The sequence below is a fragment of the Pontibacter sp. GD13 genome (genome assembly GCF_058216355.1).
This window is the reverse complement of record NZ_JBYZMQ010000010.1, coordinates 81,459-99,580: the sequence shown is the minus strand read 5'-3', so window position 1 is coordinate 99,580 and position 18,122 is coordinate 81,459. Positions and strand designations below refer to the sequence as shown.

The 18,122-nt window shown below is 52.4% G+C and carries 14 protein-coding genes; 3 read left to right on the top strand and 11 right to left on the bottom strand.

The features are described from left to right. Positions 1-6: 6 nt before the first annotated feature. Both AC4BAN_RS13860 and AC4BAN_RS13855 read right to left on the bottom strand, forming a co-directional pair. The gene (locus AC4BAN_RS13860) at positions 7-627 is read right to left on the bottom strand and encodes a MarC family NAAT transporter (RefSeq protein ID WP_490565003.1); all 621 of its coding nucleotides are present in this window, start codon (positions 625-627) and stop codon (positions 7-9) included. A 157-nt stretch (positions 628-784) separates the two neighbouring features. Continuing rightward, complete coding sequence (locus AC4BAN_RS13855) at positions 785-1,408, bottom strand: MarC family NAAT transporter (RefSeq protein WP_490565002.1); 624 nt, start codon at positions 1,406-1,408, stop codon at positions 785-787. Positions 1,409-1,555: 147 nt separating this feature from the next. Between AC4BAN_RS13855 and AC4BAN_RS13850 the strand changes: the two genes are divergently transcribed. Further along, positions 1,556-2,686 carry a 5-(carboxyamino)imidazole ribonucleotide synthase gene (locus AC4BAN_RS13850; RefSeq protein WP_490565001.1) on the top strand — a complete coding sequence of 377 codons (1,131 nt, stop codon included), beginning with the start codon at positions 1,556-1,558 and terminating at the stop codon, positions 2,684-2,686. Between the two features lie 3 nt (positions 2,687-2,689). Continuing rightward, positions 2,690-3,217 (top strand): 5-(carboxyamino)imidazole ribonucleotide mutase, encoded by a 528-nt coding sequence (purE, locus tag AC4BAN_RS13845; RefSeq protein WP_490565000.1) that lies wholly within the window; start codon positions 2,690-2,692, stop codon positions 3,215-3,217. Between the two features lie 64 nt (positions 3,218-3,281). Here purE and AC4BAN_RS13840 read toward each other — a convergent pair whose 3' ends face one another. The 9 genes from AC4BAN_RS13840 to AC4BAN_RS13800 all read right to left on the bottom strand — a co-directional run bounded on the left by AC4BAN_RS13840 (position 3,282) and on the right by AC4BAN_RS13800 (position 17,075). After that, positions 3,282-4,370 carry a glycosyltransferase gene (locus tag AC4BAN_RS13840; RefSeq protein ID WP_490564999.1) on the bottom strand — a complete coding sequence of 363 codons (1,089 nt, stop codon included), beginning with the start codon at positions 4,368-4,370 and terminating at the stop codon, positions 3,282-3,284. After that, the gene (locus AC4BAN_RS13835) at positions 4,367-5,347 is read right to left on the bottom strand and encodes a glycosyltransferase family 2 protein (protein ID WP_490564998.1); all 981 of its coding nucleotides are present in this window, start codon (positions 5,345-5,347) and stop codon (positions 4,367-4,369) included. Before AC4BAN_RS13835 ends, AC4BAN_RS13840 begins: the two co-directional genes overlap by 4 nt. Positions 5,348-5,621: 274 nt before the next feature. Next, entirely contained in the window at positions 5,622-6,842 is a 1,221-nt protein-coding gene (locus AC4BAN_RS13830) for a glycosyltransferase family 2 protein (RefSeq protein WP_490564997.1), read from the bottom strand. Next, entirely contained in the window at positions 6,827-8,137 is a 1,311-nt protein-coding gene (locus tag AC4BAN_RS13825) for a glycosyltransferase family 2 protein (RefSeq protein WP_490564996.1), read from the bottom strand. The genes AC4BAN_RS13830 and AC4BAN_RS13825 overlap by 16 nt, the downstream gene beginning before the upstream one ends. Then, positions 8,137-9,321, bottom strand: a complete 1,185-nt coding sequence (locus AC4BAN_RS13820) for a glycosyltransferase family 2 protein (RefSeq protein ID WP_490564995.1) — start codon at positions 9,319-9,321, stop codon at positions 8,137-8,139. Before AC4BAN_RS13820 ends, AC4BAN_RS13825 begins: the two co-directional genes overlap by 1 nt. Before the next feature lie 63 nt (positions 9,322-9,384). After that, the gene (locus tag AC4BAN_RS13815) at positions 9,385-10,662 is read right to left on the bottom strand and encodes an ABC transporter ATP-binding protein (protein ID WP_490564994.1); all 1,278 of its coding nucleotides are present in this window, start codon (positions 10,660-10,662) and stop codon (positions 9,385-9,387) included. 6 nt (positions 10,663-10,668) lie between these two features. Beyond that, entirely contained in the window at positions 10,669-11,520 is an 852-nt protein-coding gene (locus AC4BAN_RS13810; protein WP_490564993.1) for an ABC transporter permease, read from the bottom strand. Positions 11,521-11,887: 367 nt separating this feature from the next. Further along, the gene (gene dnaK, locus AC4BAN_RS13805; RefSeq protein ID WP_490564992.1) at positions 11,888-13,813 is read right to left on the bottom strand and encodes a molecular chaperone DnaK; all 1,926 of its coding nucleotides are present in this window, start codon (positions 13,811-13,813) and stop codon (positions 11,888-11,890) included. A 322-nt stretch (positions 13,814-14,135) separates the two neighbouring features. Continuing rightward, positions 14,136-17,075 (bottom strand): WD40/YVTN/BNR-like repeat-containing protein, encoded by a 2,940-nt coding sequence (locus AC4BAN_RS13800; RefSeq protein WP_490564991.1) that lies wholly within the window; start codon positions 17,073-17,075, stop codon positions 14,136-14,138. A 221-nt stretch (positions 17,076-17,296) separates the two neighbouring features. On the opposite strand from AC4BAN_RS13800, the gene AC4BAN_RS13795 reads away from it, so the two are divergent. Continuing rightward, positions 17,297-18,004 (top strand): SGNH/GDSL hydrolase family protein, encoded by a 708-nt coding sequence (locus tag AC4BAN_RS13795; protein WP_490564990.1) that lies wholly within the window; start codon positions 17,297-17,299, stop codon positions 18,002-18,004. Positions 18,005-18,122: the final 118 nt, after the last annotated feature.

Genomic DNA, 18,122 nt, shown 5'->3' with positions numbered 1-18,122 from the left:
AAAATACTACCCGCGCAATAATGAAAGGATGCCTGTAGAAATAAAATTAACACCAATGGATAAAACTATGAAGCCCATGATCCGCGCCAGTGCCGATAAACCTGCCTTGCCAAGGTAGTTCACCAGTTGGTGAGAGAAAATGAGGATTACAAAAGAGACGGTTGCGACAAGCAGGACAGCAGAAATGATCAGACACATATCAGCCAAAGTGGATGCTGTAGAATACATGCCTATGCAAACGGCGATGGCCCCCGGGCCAGATAGCATCGGCATGGCGAGAGGCGTAAAGGAGATGTCTTCTTTCTGAACCCCTTCTTTCAGTACGCCTTTAGATACCTTTTTACCACGGTGCGCTTTACTGGTAAGCAACTCAAACCCGGCTTTCATGATCATGAGCCCTCCTGCAATACGAATGTCAGATAACCTAATGCCGAAGAAATTGAGCACATACTGGCCTGCAAAGAAAAACACCGATAAAATAAGCGCCATAAAGATGCAAGCCCTTAGAGCCTGCTCGTTGCGATTGGCAACGCTGTCGTCGTGGGTGAGGGTAAGGAACACAGGCATTGCGCCAAAAGGGTTTACCACTGAAAAGAGGGCAGAAAAGGCAGCTAATATCACCTCCATAGTTTTGTTTTTTATGGAAGTAAAAGTATAACAGTGAGATTACCGGGGCATTATGGTACTGTTGCGGATTAGTTAATTGTTTGGCAGTATTTCTTGCGCGGAGGCTAAGTGTAAGGCCTGTCTTTGGCAGCTGTGCCAATTAGAATCTTACCCTTGTTTAACGCTCGGTAAAGAAAAGCGCCGTAAGTGCCGAAACGATAAAATTAACCCCAATAGATAAAACAATGAAACCCATGATGCGCGAGAGTGCCGCCAGTCCGGATTTACCCATGTAGCGGGTTAACTGGTAAGAGAAGCGCAGGATGATGTAAGAGACAATGGCCAGCAGCACAATGCCGATCAGGATCATGACCATGTCCAGGTAAGAGAGCGAAGTAGTGAACAGACCGATGCTGATGGCAATGGCACCAGGGCCCGAAAGCATCGGCATGGCCAGCGGTGTAAACGAAATATCATCTTTCAGCTGGCCCTCTTCTACCACATCTGGTGAGATTTTCTTTTTGTTGGCACCCGGTGTCAGCAGATCGAACCCGGCGCGCATGATCATCAGGCCGCCGGCAATGCGTAGGTCATGGATGCGGATACCGAAGAAGTTAAGCACATACTGCCCGGCCAGAAAAAAGACAGCCAGAATGCCCACCATGTATAAACAAGCCTTCAGTGCCTGCTGGTTACGGCTGTCGGCGGTATCGTCCTGGGTGAGGGTAAGGAACACAGGCATGGCCCCGAACGGGTTAACAACTGAGAAAAGGGCGGAGAAGGTGGCAAGTATGATTTCCATAAACTGATTGTGCGGAGCAAAGTATAGCCTCAAAATTAGGGTTTAATCTAGGCAAAACAAAGCTTTGGCAGTTATGCACGTAATAGGAGGGCTGATTAAAGTATAATCTGTATTTTTGAAAAACGAATACCCCAAACCAGAAACACTATGAAAGGAGAAGTAAAGCTGGGCATACTCGGAGGCGGACAGCTGGGGCGCATGCTGCTGCAGGCCGGGTTAGATTTTAACCTCTACACCCTGGTGTTAGACCCCGACAAAGACGCCCCTTGCAAGGCTATCTGCCACGAGTTTTTTGTAGGAAGCTTCCGCGATTATGACACTGTGTACGCCTTCGGCAAGCGCTGCGACATCCTGACCATCGAGATCGAGCATGTAAACGCAGATGCCCTCGATAAACTGGAGCAGGAAGGGGTGAAGGTTTACCCCGATGCCCGCACCGTGCGCACTATACAGGACAAAGGGGCACAAAAGGAGTTCTTCCGTAAAAACAGCATCCCGACATCCGACTTTTTACTGCTGCAGGAGAAGGCAGAGCTGGCTCAGCACCTGGACTTCCTGCCAGCCTTCCAGAAACTGCGCCGTGAAGGCTACGACGGACGCGGCGTGACGCGCCTTGCCAGCCAAACAGACATGGCCAAGGCATTCGAAGAGCCGTCAGTGCTGGAGAAACTGGTTGATTTCGAAAAAGAAGTAGCCGTGATCGTGGCGCGCAATGCCAGCGGCGAGGTAACCGCTTTCCCGGTGGTGGAGCTCAGCTTTCATCCGGAGCATAATCTGGTAGACTCGCTTTTTGCCCCTGCCAACATCGCCTATAAAACCCAGCGCCTGGCCATTGAGATTGCCACGCGCGTGATCGAGAGCTTTGGCATGGTGGGCATACTGGCTGTGGAAATGTTCCTGACCCAAGACGGGCAGATTCTGGTGAACGAGGTGGCGCCCCGGCCGCACAACAGCGGGCACCATACGATAAAGGCAAACTACACCTCGCAGTACGAACAGCACCTGCGCGCCATACTTAACCTGCCCCTGGGCTCTACCGAAACCCAGAGTGCCGCCGTGATGCTGAACCTGCTGGGCGAGGCTGGTTTTGAGGGGGAGGCAACCTACGAAGGACTGCAGGAGGCGCTGGCCGTGCCGGGTGTTTACATTCATCTGTACGGTAAAAAATACACGCGCCCGGCCCGAAAAATGGGACATATTACCGTACTGGGTAAAGATGTGGCAGAAGCGCAGGAGCGTGCCGGTCAAGTTAAAAACCTAATTAAAGTAAAAGCCTAAACCATGACTGAGGAAACAACAAATGCACAACCCCTGGTGGGTATTATTATGGGTAGCCAGTCAGACCTGCGGGTGATGGCTGCCGCCGCCGAGATACTGGAAAACCTGGGAGTGGCGCATGAGGTCACCATTGTGTCGGCGCACCGCACCCCGCACCGCATGTTCGAGTATGCTGAGAATGCCCGCAAGAAAGGCTTGAAAGTGATCATTGCCGGTGCCGGTGGCGCTGCGCACCTGCCTGGCATGGTTGCGTCGCTCACCACTTTGCCTGTTATCGGCGTACCCGTAAAATCCAGCAACTCCATCGATGGCTGGGACTCCGTGCTTTCTATCTTGCAAATGCCGGGAGGCGTACCGGTGGCCACTGTGGCATTGGACGGCGCACTGAATGCAGGCATTTTGGCCGCTCAGATCATCGGCACTGCCAATGCCGCTGTGGCAGACAGGCTGGAAAAGTATAAAAGAAGCCTGCAGGACAAAGTGATGCGCTCTGTAGAGGAACTAAAGCGCGGCGATCGGGACCTGGATTAACGTGCGGTTTGGGTATGCATACTTTTTTGCCGCACCCACGACAGTGCATTTGGCACGTAAAAGCCTAGAGTGGCGGGGGCATAGGACCTGGTTTATACTTGAGCCCAAACTGTTTTGCTGTGTACTGGCGCTGGAACTCCAGGGTGCGAAGCTTCTCGTTTCTAAATGAGACAATATCCTTAAAGTGGGATTTCATCTTTTTATACTTTCTATAGCTGTGCAGCCGCGATTTTAGAGCCAGGAACTTAAGGAGAAACAGCTTGCCTTTAAGTGATTGCTTCGGAAGCATGGACTTCATCAAAGCAATGGCGATAAATACGTTCAGATTCTTAATAAAACGTTGCAGCAGGCGCAGCTTGAACGAGAAGACCGAATTGCTGCCGTACCTGGTAACGATCTGATAAGGTATAAGAACCTCAAAGCATGCCGAACCTTCCTCGAAGAACTGGATATAGTAGCTCCAGTCTATGCGGTCTTTGGTTATGTAGTGCTTAAAGAGCAGCCTGTCGTCGTACCAAACACTATAGCCGGCTAAGGATAAGGCATAGCACAGCTCATAATCCCCTCCGGAACTCAGGTTAGTCGCCACCCTGTCGGTTAGCAGTGGTTTAAACCCTGCTTTCAGCAGATTATCGTAAGCAGATTTGCGCAGTACAAAGCCGGCACCGTAAACAGCGTTCGAAGGTACCAGTCCTGACTGTTTTGCCTGCTGGCCGTTCGCGAATTTCGGAAACTTCATGACCCAGTAAGGCGGATCTGTTTCATACACCAATTCCCCTTTGCCGCCGAGTACACCGATGTGCTGGTGCTCCATCATCAGGCTGTAGGCAATGTCGATATAATCCTCGTGCAGCCAGTTGTCATCATCGCAGAACAGGATAAACTCATAGCGGGCATTATCCAGCGCCATTTCGCGGGCATATGTTAGCCCTTGCTGGGGTTGGTAGAGCAAGCTGAAGGGGATGCCCTGTTCCTGGTTTTCTAAAATATCTAAAGCCACGGGGGTGGTGTTGTCCGTTGAAGCGTTGTCAATCACAAGTATCTCCCAGGCAAAATTATGCCGCACTTTTTGCTTCAGGATGTGAAAGAGGGTTTCGGGCAGTCTTCCTTCCCCGTTGTAGGTACAGATCACGATAGAGATTCCGGGCTTCATAGGCTGCTGATCAACATTTTAAGGTATAACCTGGTGATTTTCAGGTAGAGCCATGGGCTCATGTAAAGTTGTAAGGCATGCTTGATCTGTGCGTGCACTGCGTTCCGGTCGTGCAGCCGTTCCCATAACTGGTTGGCCGTGCGAATGCCATAGCCAGCATAGTATCTCCTGGACCTTTTTAGTACGGTATGCCGGCTGTTGGCCGGTAAGTGCTGCTGAATACGCGCCATTGTTAGTTCTAGGTCTTGCAGGTTTTGGCCGGTTAGAAACTTGTTGGCGGTAATAGAGGTTTGGTGCTTTCTGTAAGCGGCCAGAACGGAAGGCGAGTAAGCCACTGGAAAATGGCGTGCGATGCGCACCCACATTTCCCAGTCCTCCCCGTACGTGGTGGCATAAAATGCGCCGAGCTGCTCGTATACTTCGCGTTTCACCGTTATAGCCGCATATTGTATCCTGTTGCGTTCGCTGATGCGCTCCAGCCAGTTTGCCAAAATGCCATCCTGTTTGCCTTCATTCTGTTTTACAGAAATGAGTTTACCCGACTCGTCAATAAAATTGTAGCGGCAGAAGGCGGCACCTGCTTCGGGGTGTTGCTCAAAAAGCGTCTCTATCTTGGCGTAGTAGCCTTGCAGCACATGGTCGTCTCCGTGCAGAATATGGACGTATCTGCCCCGTGCCCTGTTCAGGCAAGTCTCAAAGTTACGCAGGTTGCCTACATTGCTTGCTTGCCTGAAGTATAAAATCCGGCCCTTCCCCACGCTCTCAACCAAAGCCTTTACGTCTGTATCGGTGCTGGCGTCGTCCACAACCTCTATCTGCATGTCCTGCTCCGGGATGCCCTGGCAGAGGATACTGTTCAGCGTTTCCTTTAAATAGGTGGCGCAATTATATACCGGTACCATCACCGACCAGCAGGGCTGCTGGCGGTCTGGGAGCAAGGGTTTGATAGTAGGAGGTTGTAGCGGTATCCGGATCATAAGCAGCACAGGTTTCAAGCACAGGACTGACCTGTTGGTATTAAATAAGGTGACTTTATCTTATTCGCTTTTTTTATGTAATTGTTTTGCGTATTTTAATAATTTTAGAAATATTTTATATATTTATATTTATATACCTATTGATATATGATGGATGGCTAAATCTTCCAAATTAAGTATAATGCTAAGCGTTAATTAATCTTCGATCCGAGAAACACCTTGGTGGGTGTTGGCATAGTGTTAACTTCAAATCACCCCGTCAAAAACCTACTTCTCACCTTTCGTGCGCCTTTTCAGTGTTGATTCTCCTGTTGAATGCCTGAGAGGCGGCATAAGCAAACGGACTCTGTAGCATGCCTTGCAGTTCTATCAGGGAAAAGGATCTGGGCAGGTGGCGCGGCGGTTTCACCAGGTTTTTCAGATTCCATTTGGCGAACCAGTTCCATAAAAGGAATTTAGTTATGGCAGAGAGCCCCACAGTTTTATGCTGATAGCAGGTGATCAGGTAGCACCCAAAGCTGCGGCCGTTATCTTTTATCTGCTTTTTAGTGGCTGTCAGCTCCTTTCTGTGCGTGTGCCAAACCAACATGGCCGGCTGATAAACAATGGTGTGGCCATGGGCTAACACGCGGTAAAACATTTCGATGTCGCCGGCGCCGCTGCTTGGCGTGCCAACTTCCAGCGCCGTGTCAAACACATTTACGTGGGCGAACACGTGCCGCCGGAAGGCCATGTTTACGCCAACTCCCATGCTGGCAGCCCGAAGGCGTTGCCGCTCGTTGAGCTTAGCGCCTGCAATCGTCCTGCGCCGGAATCCGTGCCCCATGCCGCCGTAGCCAACCTCAAAAATAAACTGGGCCTTCGTGTGCATCTCGGCAGGGGCAACAAACCCCGATACAGCTGCTATAGTCTCGTCTTGCAGGGTTGTGGCAATGGCCTGCAACCACATCCGGTCCACTTGGGCATCGTCATCTGTAAAGGCAATCAGGTTGTAGCGTGCCTCGCCAATGGCTCTGTTCCGTGCCCTGTTCAAGCCGGGTTGCGCTTCCAGTACATACTTAATGCCCGGGTTTAAACTGCTCAGGCCAGCAACCAATTGATAGGTGTCGTTGTTAGAGGGGGCGTTGTCAACCACGATGATCTCATACACAGGGTAATCTAGCGCCAGCAGTGCTTGCAGGCATTTTGCCAGGTAATCGGTGCGGTTTCGGGTGCATACCACCACGCTTATCCCTTCCGGCGCTGCGCCGGGTTGCGCCTGTGGAGTATACTGGTTCTTGTGTGTGAGGAGCATTAACTGCCAGCCCACCTGTTTATGTATAGCTTCCGAGAGTGCCGCGGCAGCGATGATTTTTTCTCCGGAACAGGGGATGTTCACCCAGCCCACTGGCATGTGGTTCAGCCGAACCAGGATTCGGTAATATTTATAGCCAGCCTCAAGAGGCAGGTCGTTTATTCCCTCCGAGAGTTCAAGTTGTATTACCTTGTTAGCCATGGTAGTGTCTGGTTATAAGTCAGGTGCTGATGGAGTGGAGTCTCTATCCGGAAAGCTGCAGCATCTTTATGCGGAGTGGCTCCTTCTAAAAGCATGGCCTGGTAGAAGGGCCATGCCAATGTTGTTGCCAACTGCCCACGCAAGTGCCTGCCACCAAGCCGCTCGGCTCCTGCCACAGGTGGGATGTTGCCTATAAACTGTTTGCCGTAATACAAAGCCGCCCCTGCCGGGGAGTCTCTGTTTAACCGGGCCTCCGCTTCCGCAATTCCTTTTTTTAGGTCGAGTGTATATAAAGGCGCAACAGGGGTGGGGCGTTGATGCAGCAACTGCTGCAGTTGCTGCCTGGTGTTTACTTGTGCGGCCACCCCTTTCATGTACCAGAAGAACTGTAACTGAAAAGCCAGCTTGTGCCACTGCCCCCGCAACTTAGCCCTTTCCAACACCTTTAGCCATTTTCGGAGCGCCCACGACTGGAAGGAACCCAGTAGAGGGAAGCTGTATACCAGGAACAGCAGCGTGGCTTTGCTGCGGGTATAGGGAGTTTTAAAGGCTGCAAATCGCATGGATGGAAGCAGGTTAGGATGTAGCCTGGCGAGTTGTACATCTGCAATCCCTTCCTGCCTTTTTCGCTCCAGCGACCTTTCGAAATCTGTTGCCTCATCGCAGTGGTAACCCCAGGCATCCCTTGAAAACACAAAGGCTGCACCGGCTTTTAACAAGCGTGCACCCAGTTCATAGTCTTCGCGGCAGGCCAACGATTCATTAAACCCGCGGAGTTCTCCAAAGAAGGAGGCTGAGATGGAAAAATTGCCGCTCAAGAGGTTTTCATAAGTAAAACGGTAGTTACTGTACCGCATGTGGTGGAACTTGTTCTCCCACCAGGCCCTGAGCAGCCCAATGTAAAAACCTGTGAATTTAGGAGACCGATACGGCAGGTAGCCGATCACCACGCTTCTAGGGCCCTGGTGGGCTTTCAGGTGTGCACTGACCAGGCCCGGGGAGGGGGCGATGTCGTCGTCGAGGAACAGGAGCAGGTTACCCGAAGCAATAGCTGCCCCCCGGTTCCGGGCTACTGCCGGCCCCTGGCTGCTTTGTTCGATGTACTTTAGCGTATAGGGTGCCTTAAAGTTCCGGAGCAGTTCTGCGGTTGAAGCATGGCAGCCATCCGCCACCACGATCACTTCCATCAGGTGCTGGGGGAACGTTTGCTGACTTAAACCCAGAAGTAAGGTCTCCAGTGAGCTTACCCGGTTGTGCGTCGGGATGATGACGCTGATGTGCGTGTCCTTCTTCATCAGGCAGGCTGTTTGTGAAGTTTCTTTCTCGACGTATGATAGGCCCATGGGCCATGAAGGCAACCCTGCAGTTCGGCGACCATCAGATGGAAGGGCATGGCACAGGGACGTTTCAGCAGCGCTTTTGCCAGTAGCCGCAGCTGCCCGCGCCAGAACCAGTTAAAGGCCACCCGAAACACACCCCATTCGCCGTTTTGCGTCAGGTGGCGGGTGAACAGGGCATACACGCCCACGCCATAGCCATAAATGGTAGCCCGCAGCTCTGCCATGCTTCTTCTGTGCCGGTGCCAGCTAAGTGCAGCGGGGTCGTAAACAATGGTATAACCGGCCACTAAGATGCGGGTAAAGATATCGTGGTCGCCGCCGGAGTGGGTTGGGGTTCCTGCATCCAGGGCCTCGTCAAAAAAACCAATTTCACTAAACACGCTTTTTCGGAGAGCCATGTTGGCACCGGCCCCAACCCGCCCGGTAGCCAGTGGGTTGGCGGTTTTGTTGGTATGCTCTTTCCTGGCAAATCCCCGACTGAAAGACGCAAACTGTTCGAAACTCTCCTGCGCCTCCGTCTCCAGCTCCAAGGGCATCGTTAAACCGGTTACGCACTGCACCAGGGGGTTGCTGAAATTAATGAGCAGCCCTTGCAGCCAACCCGCATCCGGCGTGGCATCATCGTCCGTAAAGGCCACCACCTCGGTTTGCGCCTCGGCCAGGGCGCGGTTGCGGGCCACGTTCAGGCCAGGGCGCGCTTCGCGCACATAGCGCACGCGGGGGTAATTGGCCACCAAGTGCCGGGTAGCCTCGGTGGTTGGGCAGTTGTCAATCACCAGGTACTCCTGCCCCTGATCTGGCAGTTGCATGAGTGCCTCCAGGCAGCGTTTCAGGTCATCGGTCCGGTCGCGGGTGCAAACGGCTACGGTGGCAGTGGGAGGGAGGTAGCCTGGCACTTGCCGTACGTCCCAGTTTAGGTAATCGTGTACCTGGCTAAGCCACAGTGTTTTGCTGACAGCATCAATGACCGGGTACATATTTTCCGAGATCGACAGATACCCGTCCTTCACCTCAAGCAAAACCCTGCCAATAGGTTTGCCTTTAAACCGCAATAACACAAAAGCCCTGGTGTATTTCGGAAGGGTTGGGACGCCGGGTGGCAGGTTTTCTATATCCAGGTCAAGTACTGCGGTGGCCATGGGTGTTGCGATTAGGGTACGTTGTGTTTAGGAAATGGGATCAGGGATAAAAAGCGTAAGGTTCTAGCGAAGCACCAGGTCGGTTTGCTCCAGGTAAACCGGGAACTGCGGTCGCACCGCCCCCCACCACTTGCCAAACCACGGCAAATCTCCCCTGTAGTCCTCCAGTTCAAAAGAGAGGCACTCATTAAAATCCAGTAAGTGCACCGCTGTGTCTTTTAAAATGTTAAACGAAATATAGTAAGAGCCATCATTCAGAAAGTCGCCCGGTATGGTGCACTCCCCCTCCAGGGTGCCCGACTTATAGCAGTGTACGGACGCAGAAAGTACATTGAAGATGCATTCGCCGTTGTATGAAAAAAGTAGGATACGGGTACTGATGTTCACGCCATCCTGCAGGTTCCAGAACTTGAATTTAACGGTAAGGGAGGTACGAATATCCAGGGCCTGCCCGGGCGTATCAAGGTGCGGCACAATCTCGACGGACTGCATCCGGATCAAATCATTTCCGGGGGCGTTCTCCGGAGTGTCCCAAACCTGCTTCAGGCGATGCTTCTGTATACTCGACACATATTTGTTAACCACATCGGCCGCATTTCCCCACTGTTGCGCCTTTCCTTTGTGTAGCCACAGCGCTTTGTCGCACAGGCTGTTTACTGCCTGCATGCTGTGGCTCACAAAAAGTATGGTGCGGCCGTCGGTCTGTGATATCTTCCGCATTTTGCCCAGGCATTTTTTCTGAAAATCGGTATCTCCCACAGCCAGCACTTCGTCCACGATCAGAATATCAGGCTCCAGGTGTGCTGCCACGGCAAAGGCAAGCCGAACGTACATGCCTGAGGAATAGCGTTTCACAGGCGTATCCAGAAAACGTTCTATGCCTGAGAAATCCACGATTTCATCAAACTTTTCCTTAATCTCGTGGCGGGTCATGCCTAGCACGTAGCCGCTCATGTAAATATTCTCCCGGCCTGTCAGCTCGTTGTGGAAACCGGTGCCTACCTCCAGCAGGCTACTCACCTTGCCGCAGCCTCTTACCACCCCGCGCGTGGGCCGCACAATCCGAGAGATGATTTTAAGGAGCGTCGATTTGCCGGAACCGTTATCCCCGATCACGCCTACTGCCTCTCCTTTCCTAACCTCGAAACTGACATCCTGCAAAGCCCACAAGGCCTCGCCAGCACTGGTATCAGTATTACTGGCCAGAAAAAAGGGGTCTTTCTTTCTGAGTAGTGCCGTGGTCCACCAGCGTTGCATGTCCTGCCGGAATGATCCTGTACCTATTTTGCCTAAATGGTACAGTTTCGATAGATTTTCAACTTCAATAATTACCTCTGCCATAGTGGGTTATACGATATCAATCAGGCTGTCTCCTTTTTTGTTAAACAGGAAAAAGGCTCCAGTAAAAAGAATTGTGGTAAACAACAAAGCGTAAACCAGTGAATAGAAACTCACGACTCCCTCGCCGAGCAGACTCAGCCGGAATAGCTCAAACAAAGGTGTCAGGGGGTTTAACTGTACGATCCAGCGCAGGTCCACGGGCAGCGACGTAACCGGATAGATGACGGGTGTACCGAACATCAGCAGCCGAATACCCAGGTTGACGAAACCGGATATGTCACGGTATTTTGCCGTGAGTACTGAGAACAGAAGTCCTAGACCCAAGCCCATGCCCCCAACAGCAACCAGTGCCACCGGGAAAGCCAAGAACCAGGTATTGAGTGCCAGCGTGAAGTTCTGGAACACCACATAGTACGCAACCATGGCCGCTAACAGGAACAGCTGGATAAACAGCCGAATGAACTGGGTACACATGACTGAGATTGGCACCAGCAGGCGGGGGAAGTATACTTTACTGAAAAGGTGTGCATTATCGCGAAACGTACTGGCTGTGCCCCCAAAAGAATCGGTGAAAAAATTCCACAGGATGATGCCCGAGAAATAAAAGAGCACCGGCGGAAGGGAACCAGTGGATAAGCCAACCAGCCTTCCAAAGATCAGCACATAGGTAAACAAGGTGAGGATCGGCTGTAAAAGCATCCAGGCGGGCCCCAGCACCGTTTGCTGGTAATTCACCAAAAAGTCACGCCTGACAAAGCTGGCCAGCATGTGCCTGTACGACCAAAGCACTGCTAATGGTACGCCCCAATAGCTTGTCTTCGTATTTATCTCCCACTCCCAGTTCTTACCTGCAGTCATATAGTTTCATGTACCAAGTGTATAAAGGATTTACTATGATTACGTAAGCAGTGGGATTTGTATGACTAATTGCTGATTTTTTTACCCTTTTTGCGCATAAAAAATTAAAATATCATATTATAGGAATATTATTAATGATGTTTATCAGTGATTTTAGTATAGAGTACCCTGCGAGGCATAGGAAAAACCCCGGTGAACGCACTACCTGTCAGGAGTAATGGCGGAAAAGAGGGTATGGGGAGCTCGGGTCAGCTTGATAGGGTATAGTTAGCGTCAGCTTGTACTGCAATGAAAGCAAGAAACTATTGAAACCAAAAATCCCCTGCCGAAACCGGCAGGGGATTTTTGGTAGTATATATCTACGGAATTACTTGCTTCCGTCTACTTCTTCGTAATCTACATCGGTTACGCCGCCATCGTTGGCTGCGCCCTGCTCAGCGCCTGGCTGTCCTTGCGGCTGGCCTTCGCCGCCTGGGGCTCCGCCCTGCGTTGCGTTATACATCTCCTGCGAGGCTGCACTCCACGCGTTGTTCAGGTTCTCGATCGCCTTGTCGATTCCGGCTGCGTCTTTCGCGCCATGAGCCGTTTTCAGCTCACCTAAGGCTGCCTCGATGCTGGACTTGTTGCCCTCCGAAAGCTTGTCGCCATACTCTTTCAGCTGCTTCTCTGTCTGGAAGATCATGGAGTCGGCTGCGTTCAGCTTCTCGATCTCTTCCTTCGTTTTCTTATCAGCTTCTGCGTTGGCCTCTGCCTCCTGGCGCATCTTCTCAATTTCCTGTTCGCTAAGGCCGGAAGAAGCCTCAATTCGGATCTTCTGCTCTTTGCCTGTCGCTTTATCCTTGGCTGTTACATGCAGGATACCGTTGGCGTCGATGTCGAATATTACTTCTACCTGCGGGACGCCTCGTGGTGCCGGTGGAATACCATCCAGGTGGAACCTACCGATCGTGCGGTTATCCTTGGCCATTGGGCGCTCACCCTGCAGCACATGGATCTCAACAGACGGCTGGTTATCCGAAGCAGTCGAGAACGTCTCGGATTTTTTTGTCGGGATGGTGGTGTTTGACTCAATCAGCTTGGTCATTACACCGCCCATTGTCTCGATACCCAAAGAAAGCGGGGTTACGTCCAGCAGCAGTACATCCTTTACCTCACCGGTTAACACGCCACCTTGTATGGCCGCACCAACAGCAACTACCTCATCCGGGTTAACACCCTTAGAAGGCTTCTTGCCAAAGAATTTCTCCACTTCTTCCTGTACCTTAGGGATACGGGTAGAACCTCCTACCAGTATCACTTCGTCGATATCAGAAGTAGACAAGCCAGCGTCTTTCAGCGCTTTTTTGCAAGGCTCCATCGAACGACGGATCAGGTCGTCGGCCAACTGCTCAAACTTAGAGCGCGATAATTTTCGAACAAGGTGTTTCGGCACACCATCAACCGGCATAATGTAGGGCAGGTTGATCTCTGTTTCGGTAGAGGAAGAAAGCTCGATCTTCGCTTTTTCGGCAGCTTCTTTCAAACGCTGCAAAGCCATCGGGTCTTTGCGCAGGTCAATGCCCTCGTCCTTCTTAAACTCCTCGGCCAGCCAGTTAATGATCACCTGGTCAAAGTCGTCACCACCAAGGTGGGTATCACCGTTTGTGGAAAGCACTTCGAACACGCCGTCACCCAGCTCAAGTATAGAAATATCGAAAGTACCACCACCTAAGTCAAACACTGCGATCTTCTGATCTTTGTGTTTCTTATCCAATCCGTAGGCAAGCGCTGCCGCCGTAGGCTCGTTGATGATACGCTTTACTTCAAGACCTGCAATCTGTCCGGCTTCTTTCGTTGCCTGGCGCTGCGCATCGTTGAAGTAAGCTGGCACGGTAATTACCGCTTCCGTTACAGTTGTACCCAGGTAATCTTCGGCAGTAGCCTTCATTTTCTGAAGCACCATCGCTGAAATTTCCTGTGGTGTATACTCTCTGTCGCCGATCTGAACACGAACAGTGTTGTTACTGCCCTGCTGTACCTTGTAAGAAACCTGCTTGGCTTCTTCACTCACCTCATTGTAGCTGTGGCCCATGAAGCGCTTGATAGAGGCAATGGTGTTCTGAGGGTTTGTGATTGCCTGGCGCTTTGCCGGGTCACCTACTTTACGCTCGCCGTTTCCGCCATCCAGAAATGCAACAATGGATGGAGTAGTTCTGCGGCCTTCGCTGTTAGGTATAACAACTGGCTCGTTACCTTCCATTACGGCAACGCAAGAGTTGGTTGTACCTAAGTCAATACCAATTATTTTTCCCATTCTATAGTTTTATTATATAGTTCCTATACTTATTTTCTGTTTTCCTCTATTATATCAACCCTTGTGCCAAGGGGGAGTTCGGGGCTTTTACATGCCAATCTGTCACGTAACCCGTACGTACTTTCTGTTTTGTCTGATTTGCTCCCTGCTTACTCTGATGAATGCGACAGAATTTCTTGCCTTTTCTGATTTAGTGACTTCAGTAAAGGAAGCGGGTGTTTGCATGAAGCCGAAATCGGTTTAACAGGTGCCCTGGTGCTTAAAACAAAAAGAGGCAACCCTACAGGCCGCCTCTTTTTATGCGGGAAATTATGGTAAGAGGCTAGCCCCTGGTTCTTTTTTCAGGCGCTTTGATGGTGAACTCCTGCGTTTTCCTGGTGCCGCCGGCAGTCTCAACCTCCACGGTATACTTGCCCGGCTGCAGGTAGATCAACTTGTTCTCGGCCGGCTCCAGCTTAACAGGTTCTGCACCTTCTTTCTTCGCGCCGTTAAGCGCTGCCTCGTAAGCTTTGGCATTGGCCTCGGCTACTGAAAGGTTATACGTCACATAGTTCAAGCCTCGCTCGCTTTGATCTTGCAGTTCCCGCACCACCAGGCCTTTTTCCGTTTTAATGCGGATGGTGGTGGTGCCTGCCGCAGCAGTATAAAAAGGGATACTTAACTCTGCCACCATGGTATCTCCCCAGGCATACCATTTCTGGCCCCAGCGAGGGTTATAGTTTACCTGCTTCAAAGCGAAGATGTGCAGCTGCTGCTGCATCAGCAACGGGGTAAGCTGCTGCAGGTGCTCGGCATTGGCAATGTAAATGGACCGGCCGTGGGTGCCCACCACCAGTTCGTTCTCACGCGGATGCACCACCACATCGTGCACCGACACGGCAGGCATGCCCTTGCTCATGGCGGTAAAGGTTTTACCTCTGTCCAGTGAAATGTACAGACCGTGGTCTGTGCCCACATACAGCAGGTTCTCGTTTTTGGGGTCTTCCTTTACCACATTGATCGCCTCCTGTGGCAGGTTCAGCCCGATGCGTTCCCACTTTTTACCGTTGTCTTCCGACACGTATAAATAAGGCGTGAAATTATCCCAGCGGTACCCGTTCAGCGAAGTATACACTCGGTCCAGTTTATGGGCCGATGCCACCACCGTAGATACCCACAGGTTCTGGGGCAGCTTGTCTGATATTTTGGTCCAGCTATATCCACCGTCCTTCGAAGTATGGATCAGCCCATCGTCAGAGCCCGCGTACAGGTAGCCGAAGCGCACCGGCGACTCGTCTATGCTGGTCAGGGTGCCGTAACCCACGTCGCCTTTGCGGCCGCCCTGCGTAAGGTCGCCGGAGAGGGTTTCCATGTTCTCGCCCCGTTGCAGGGAGCGGTGGAATTTGTTGGACCCAAAGTACAGCACATCCTGGTTGTGGCGGCTCAGGTGAATAGGGGCCTCCCAGTTAAAGCGCAAGGGGCGCTCGCCCAATTTGTGGTTAGGCCGGATGGAGGTACGCTCTCCTGTCTCTTTGTTCAACCTGAAGTACACGCCATACTGCGAGCCCAGGTACACGGTGTTGTTGTCGCGCCAGTCTACCTGCACCTGCATGCCATCGCCACCGCCCAGGCGCTGGTAAGGGTATTTGCCTTCCGCCACCCAGGCGCTGCTTGGTTTGTAGTTGTTGGGGCCAAACCAGGTGCCGTTGTCCTGCAGGCCGCCGTACACATTGTAAGGCTTGGCCATGTCTACGGCCACGGCGTAGAACTGCCCTACCGGAATAGAGTTCACCTTCGTCCAGTGCTTGCCATCGTCATAGGTAATGTTGATGCCACCATCGTTTCCGTTTATCAGGTAGCCAGGCTTATCAGCGCTTACCCACAGGGCCTGGTGGTCGGAGTGCACATTGTCTCCTTCTATGCTGCGGAAAGTCTTTCCCCCATCGTCTGATGCCAGGATAGGCACGCCCAGGATGTAGATCTTATCGGGGTTGAGAGGCGATACGCGTATCACCCCGAAGTAGTAGCCGTAGCTGGAGTACATGTCGTCGATGTAGCTGTCGTGGGTCTTCGCCCAGGTTTTGCCGCCATCGTTGGTGCGGTACACTTCTGCGCCCCGCACCGGCGCGGCGGCGCCTTCCTCTTCGGCAAAAGGGTCTTCCAGGTAATCGGTAATGGCTTCAGGTTTAATAGTTCCCTGGCGTACCATCTCCTTTATACTTTTGGCCGTGTATTCTTTCGGGAAGCGGTTGTCGTCCAGGAACTCATTCAATGTTTTATCGTCCAGCTTCAGAAAATCCTCCGCCGACATGCCCTTGAAGATGTCATTGTCGAGCATGTCCGGCTTCGGCTCTTTCTTTTCCTCGGCCCTGCGTTCCTGGTTGTCGACCAAGGCATAGATCACGTTCGGGTTGCCGGGGTACAGGCTCAGGCCTATGCGGCCCACGCCGTCCGAGTCCGGGAAGCCGTTGGCGGCAGTGCTGATATCGCTCCATGTATTACCGCCGTCCGTCGATTTATAAATGCCGGAGGTTTTGCCGCCTTCCACAAAGTTCCAGGCGCGGCGCTCGCGGTGCCACATGGCGGCGTACACGTTGTTTGGGTTCTTAGGGTCTACCTGCAGGTCGATGGCCCCGGTGTTGTCATCAATGTAAAGCGTCTTTTTCCAGGTTTTTCCGCCATCGGTGGTTTTAAACACCCCACGCTCCTGGTTCGGGGAGTACAGGTGGCCGACTGCCGCCACCCAGGCCGTGTTCGGGTCGGAGGGGTGCACGGTAATCTTGCCAATGTGGTGGGTATCGTTCAGACCCAGGTGCTGCCAGGTTTTCCCGCCGTCGGTGCTTTTGTACACGCCCACGCCGGAGTAGGAGGAGCGGCTGGAGTTGCTCTCGCCGGTACCCACCCATATGGTCTCGTTGTTGTCCCAGTCAATGGCGATGTCGCCGATCGTCATCACGGCCTGCTCATCGAAGAGCGGCTCAAACGACAAGCCGTTGTTGGTTGTCTTCCAGAGGCCACCGGAGGCAAAGGCGGCGTAAAAGATCTTCGGGTCTTTGGGGGATACCTCGATGTCAGTGATGCGGCCGCTCATAACCGTGGGACCCGTGTTGCGGAAGGCCAGGTTGCCCACCGGTGAGTTTTGCTCCAGTTGCTGCCTGTGCTTGAAGCCCTGCAGCCTTTCTTTGGCGGGGGTGTAGGCCGGTTGTCTGCCTGATTTCTGCGCCTGCACAGCGCAGCCGCTCAGGGCTACCAGCAGTGCAACGGAAAGTATACGTTTATGCATGTCTAAGCTTTGTGGTTCAGGGTTGTTTAGGTTAAGTTTCTAAAGCTAAGGATTTATGGGTGATTTTGGAAGCGAACAGGAAAGTGTAAGGCGTTTTGGCTCCTGTTTGCCTGCTTTAACCCTACAAGGGCATGCAACACCAACGTTCTGGCCCGATTCCTGTTCAGGCACATAGGCAATCCATTTGGGTTGGCCTTTAGTATATACCTGAAAACGAACCTATGCAACACTATCTGATCTACTTACTTGCCATGGCCCTGCTCGCCCTGACCGCCTGTAAAAAAGACGCGCCGGCACCGGGTGCTGACCAGCAGGGCAACACTGGCCATGCGTACAGTTACCTGGCCCTGGGCGACTCCTACACCATTGGCGAAAGCGTGCCGGAGGCCGACCGCTGGGGCGTGCAGCTGGCAGGGCTGCTGCGCGCAGATGGCCTGGATGTGGCCGACCCGGTAACCATTGCCCGGACCGGCTGGACTACCTCTGACCTGGCCAAAGCTATTGAGGATGCCAACCCTAAGTCGGATTTTGACCTGGTTTCGCTGCTGATCGGCGTGAACAACCAATACCGGGGGCAGAGTATAAACAACTACCGCACCGAGTTCCGCAATCTCCTCCAGACTTCTGTTCGCCTGGCCAAAGGCGATGCAGATAATGTGATCGTGCTGTCTATCCCGGATTGGGGCGCGACGCCTTTTGGGCAAAGCCGCCATCCGGAGCAAATATCGGCAGAGATAGAGGCCTTTAATGCCGTGGCCAAAGATGAGGCCGAAAAGGCTGGCATTGCCTTCATCAACATTACGCCGCTTACCAGGAAAGCGCAGGGTGATAACACCTACGTAGCCTCCGATGGCCTGCACTACTCCGGTAAAATGCACCTGGAATGGGCGCAGGCAGCGCTCGCAGAAGCCAGAAAAGCGATTTTGTAAGAGCTGCAAAGGGCTGTGAAAAAACGGAGTGGGGGCTATCCCACAGCTTTGTGTGCGCATTAAGGAACATTTGTCCAGGCTCAAAGTATACGTTCAGAACAATATATTTTGAAACTTA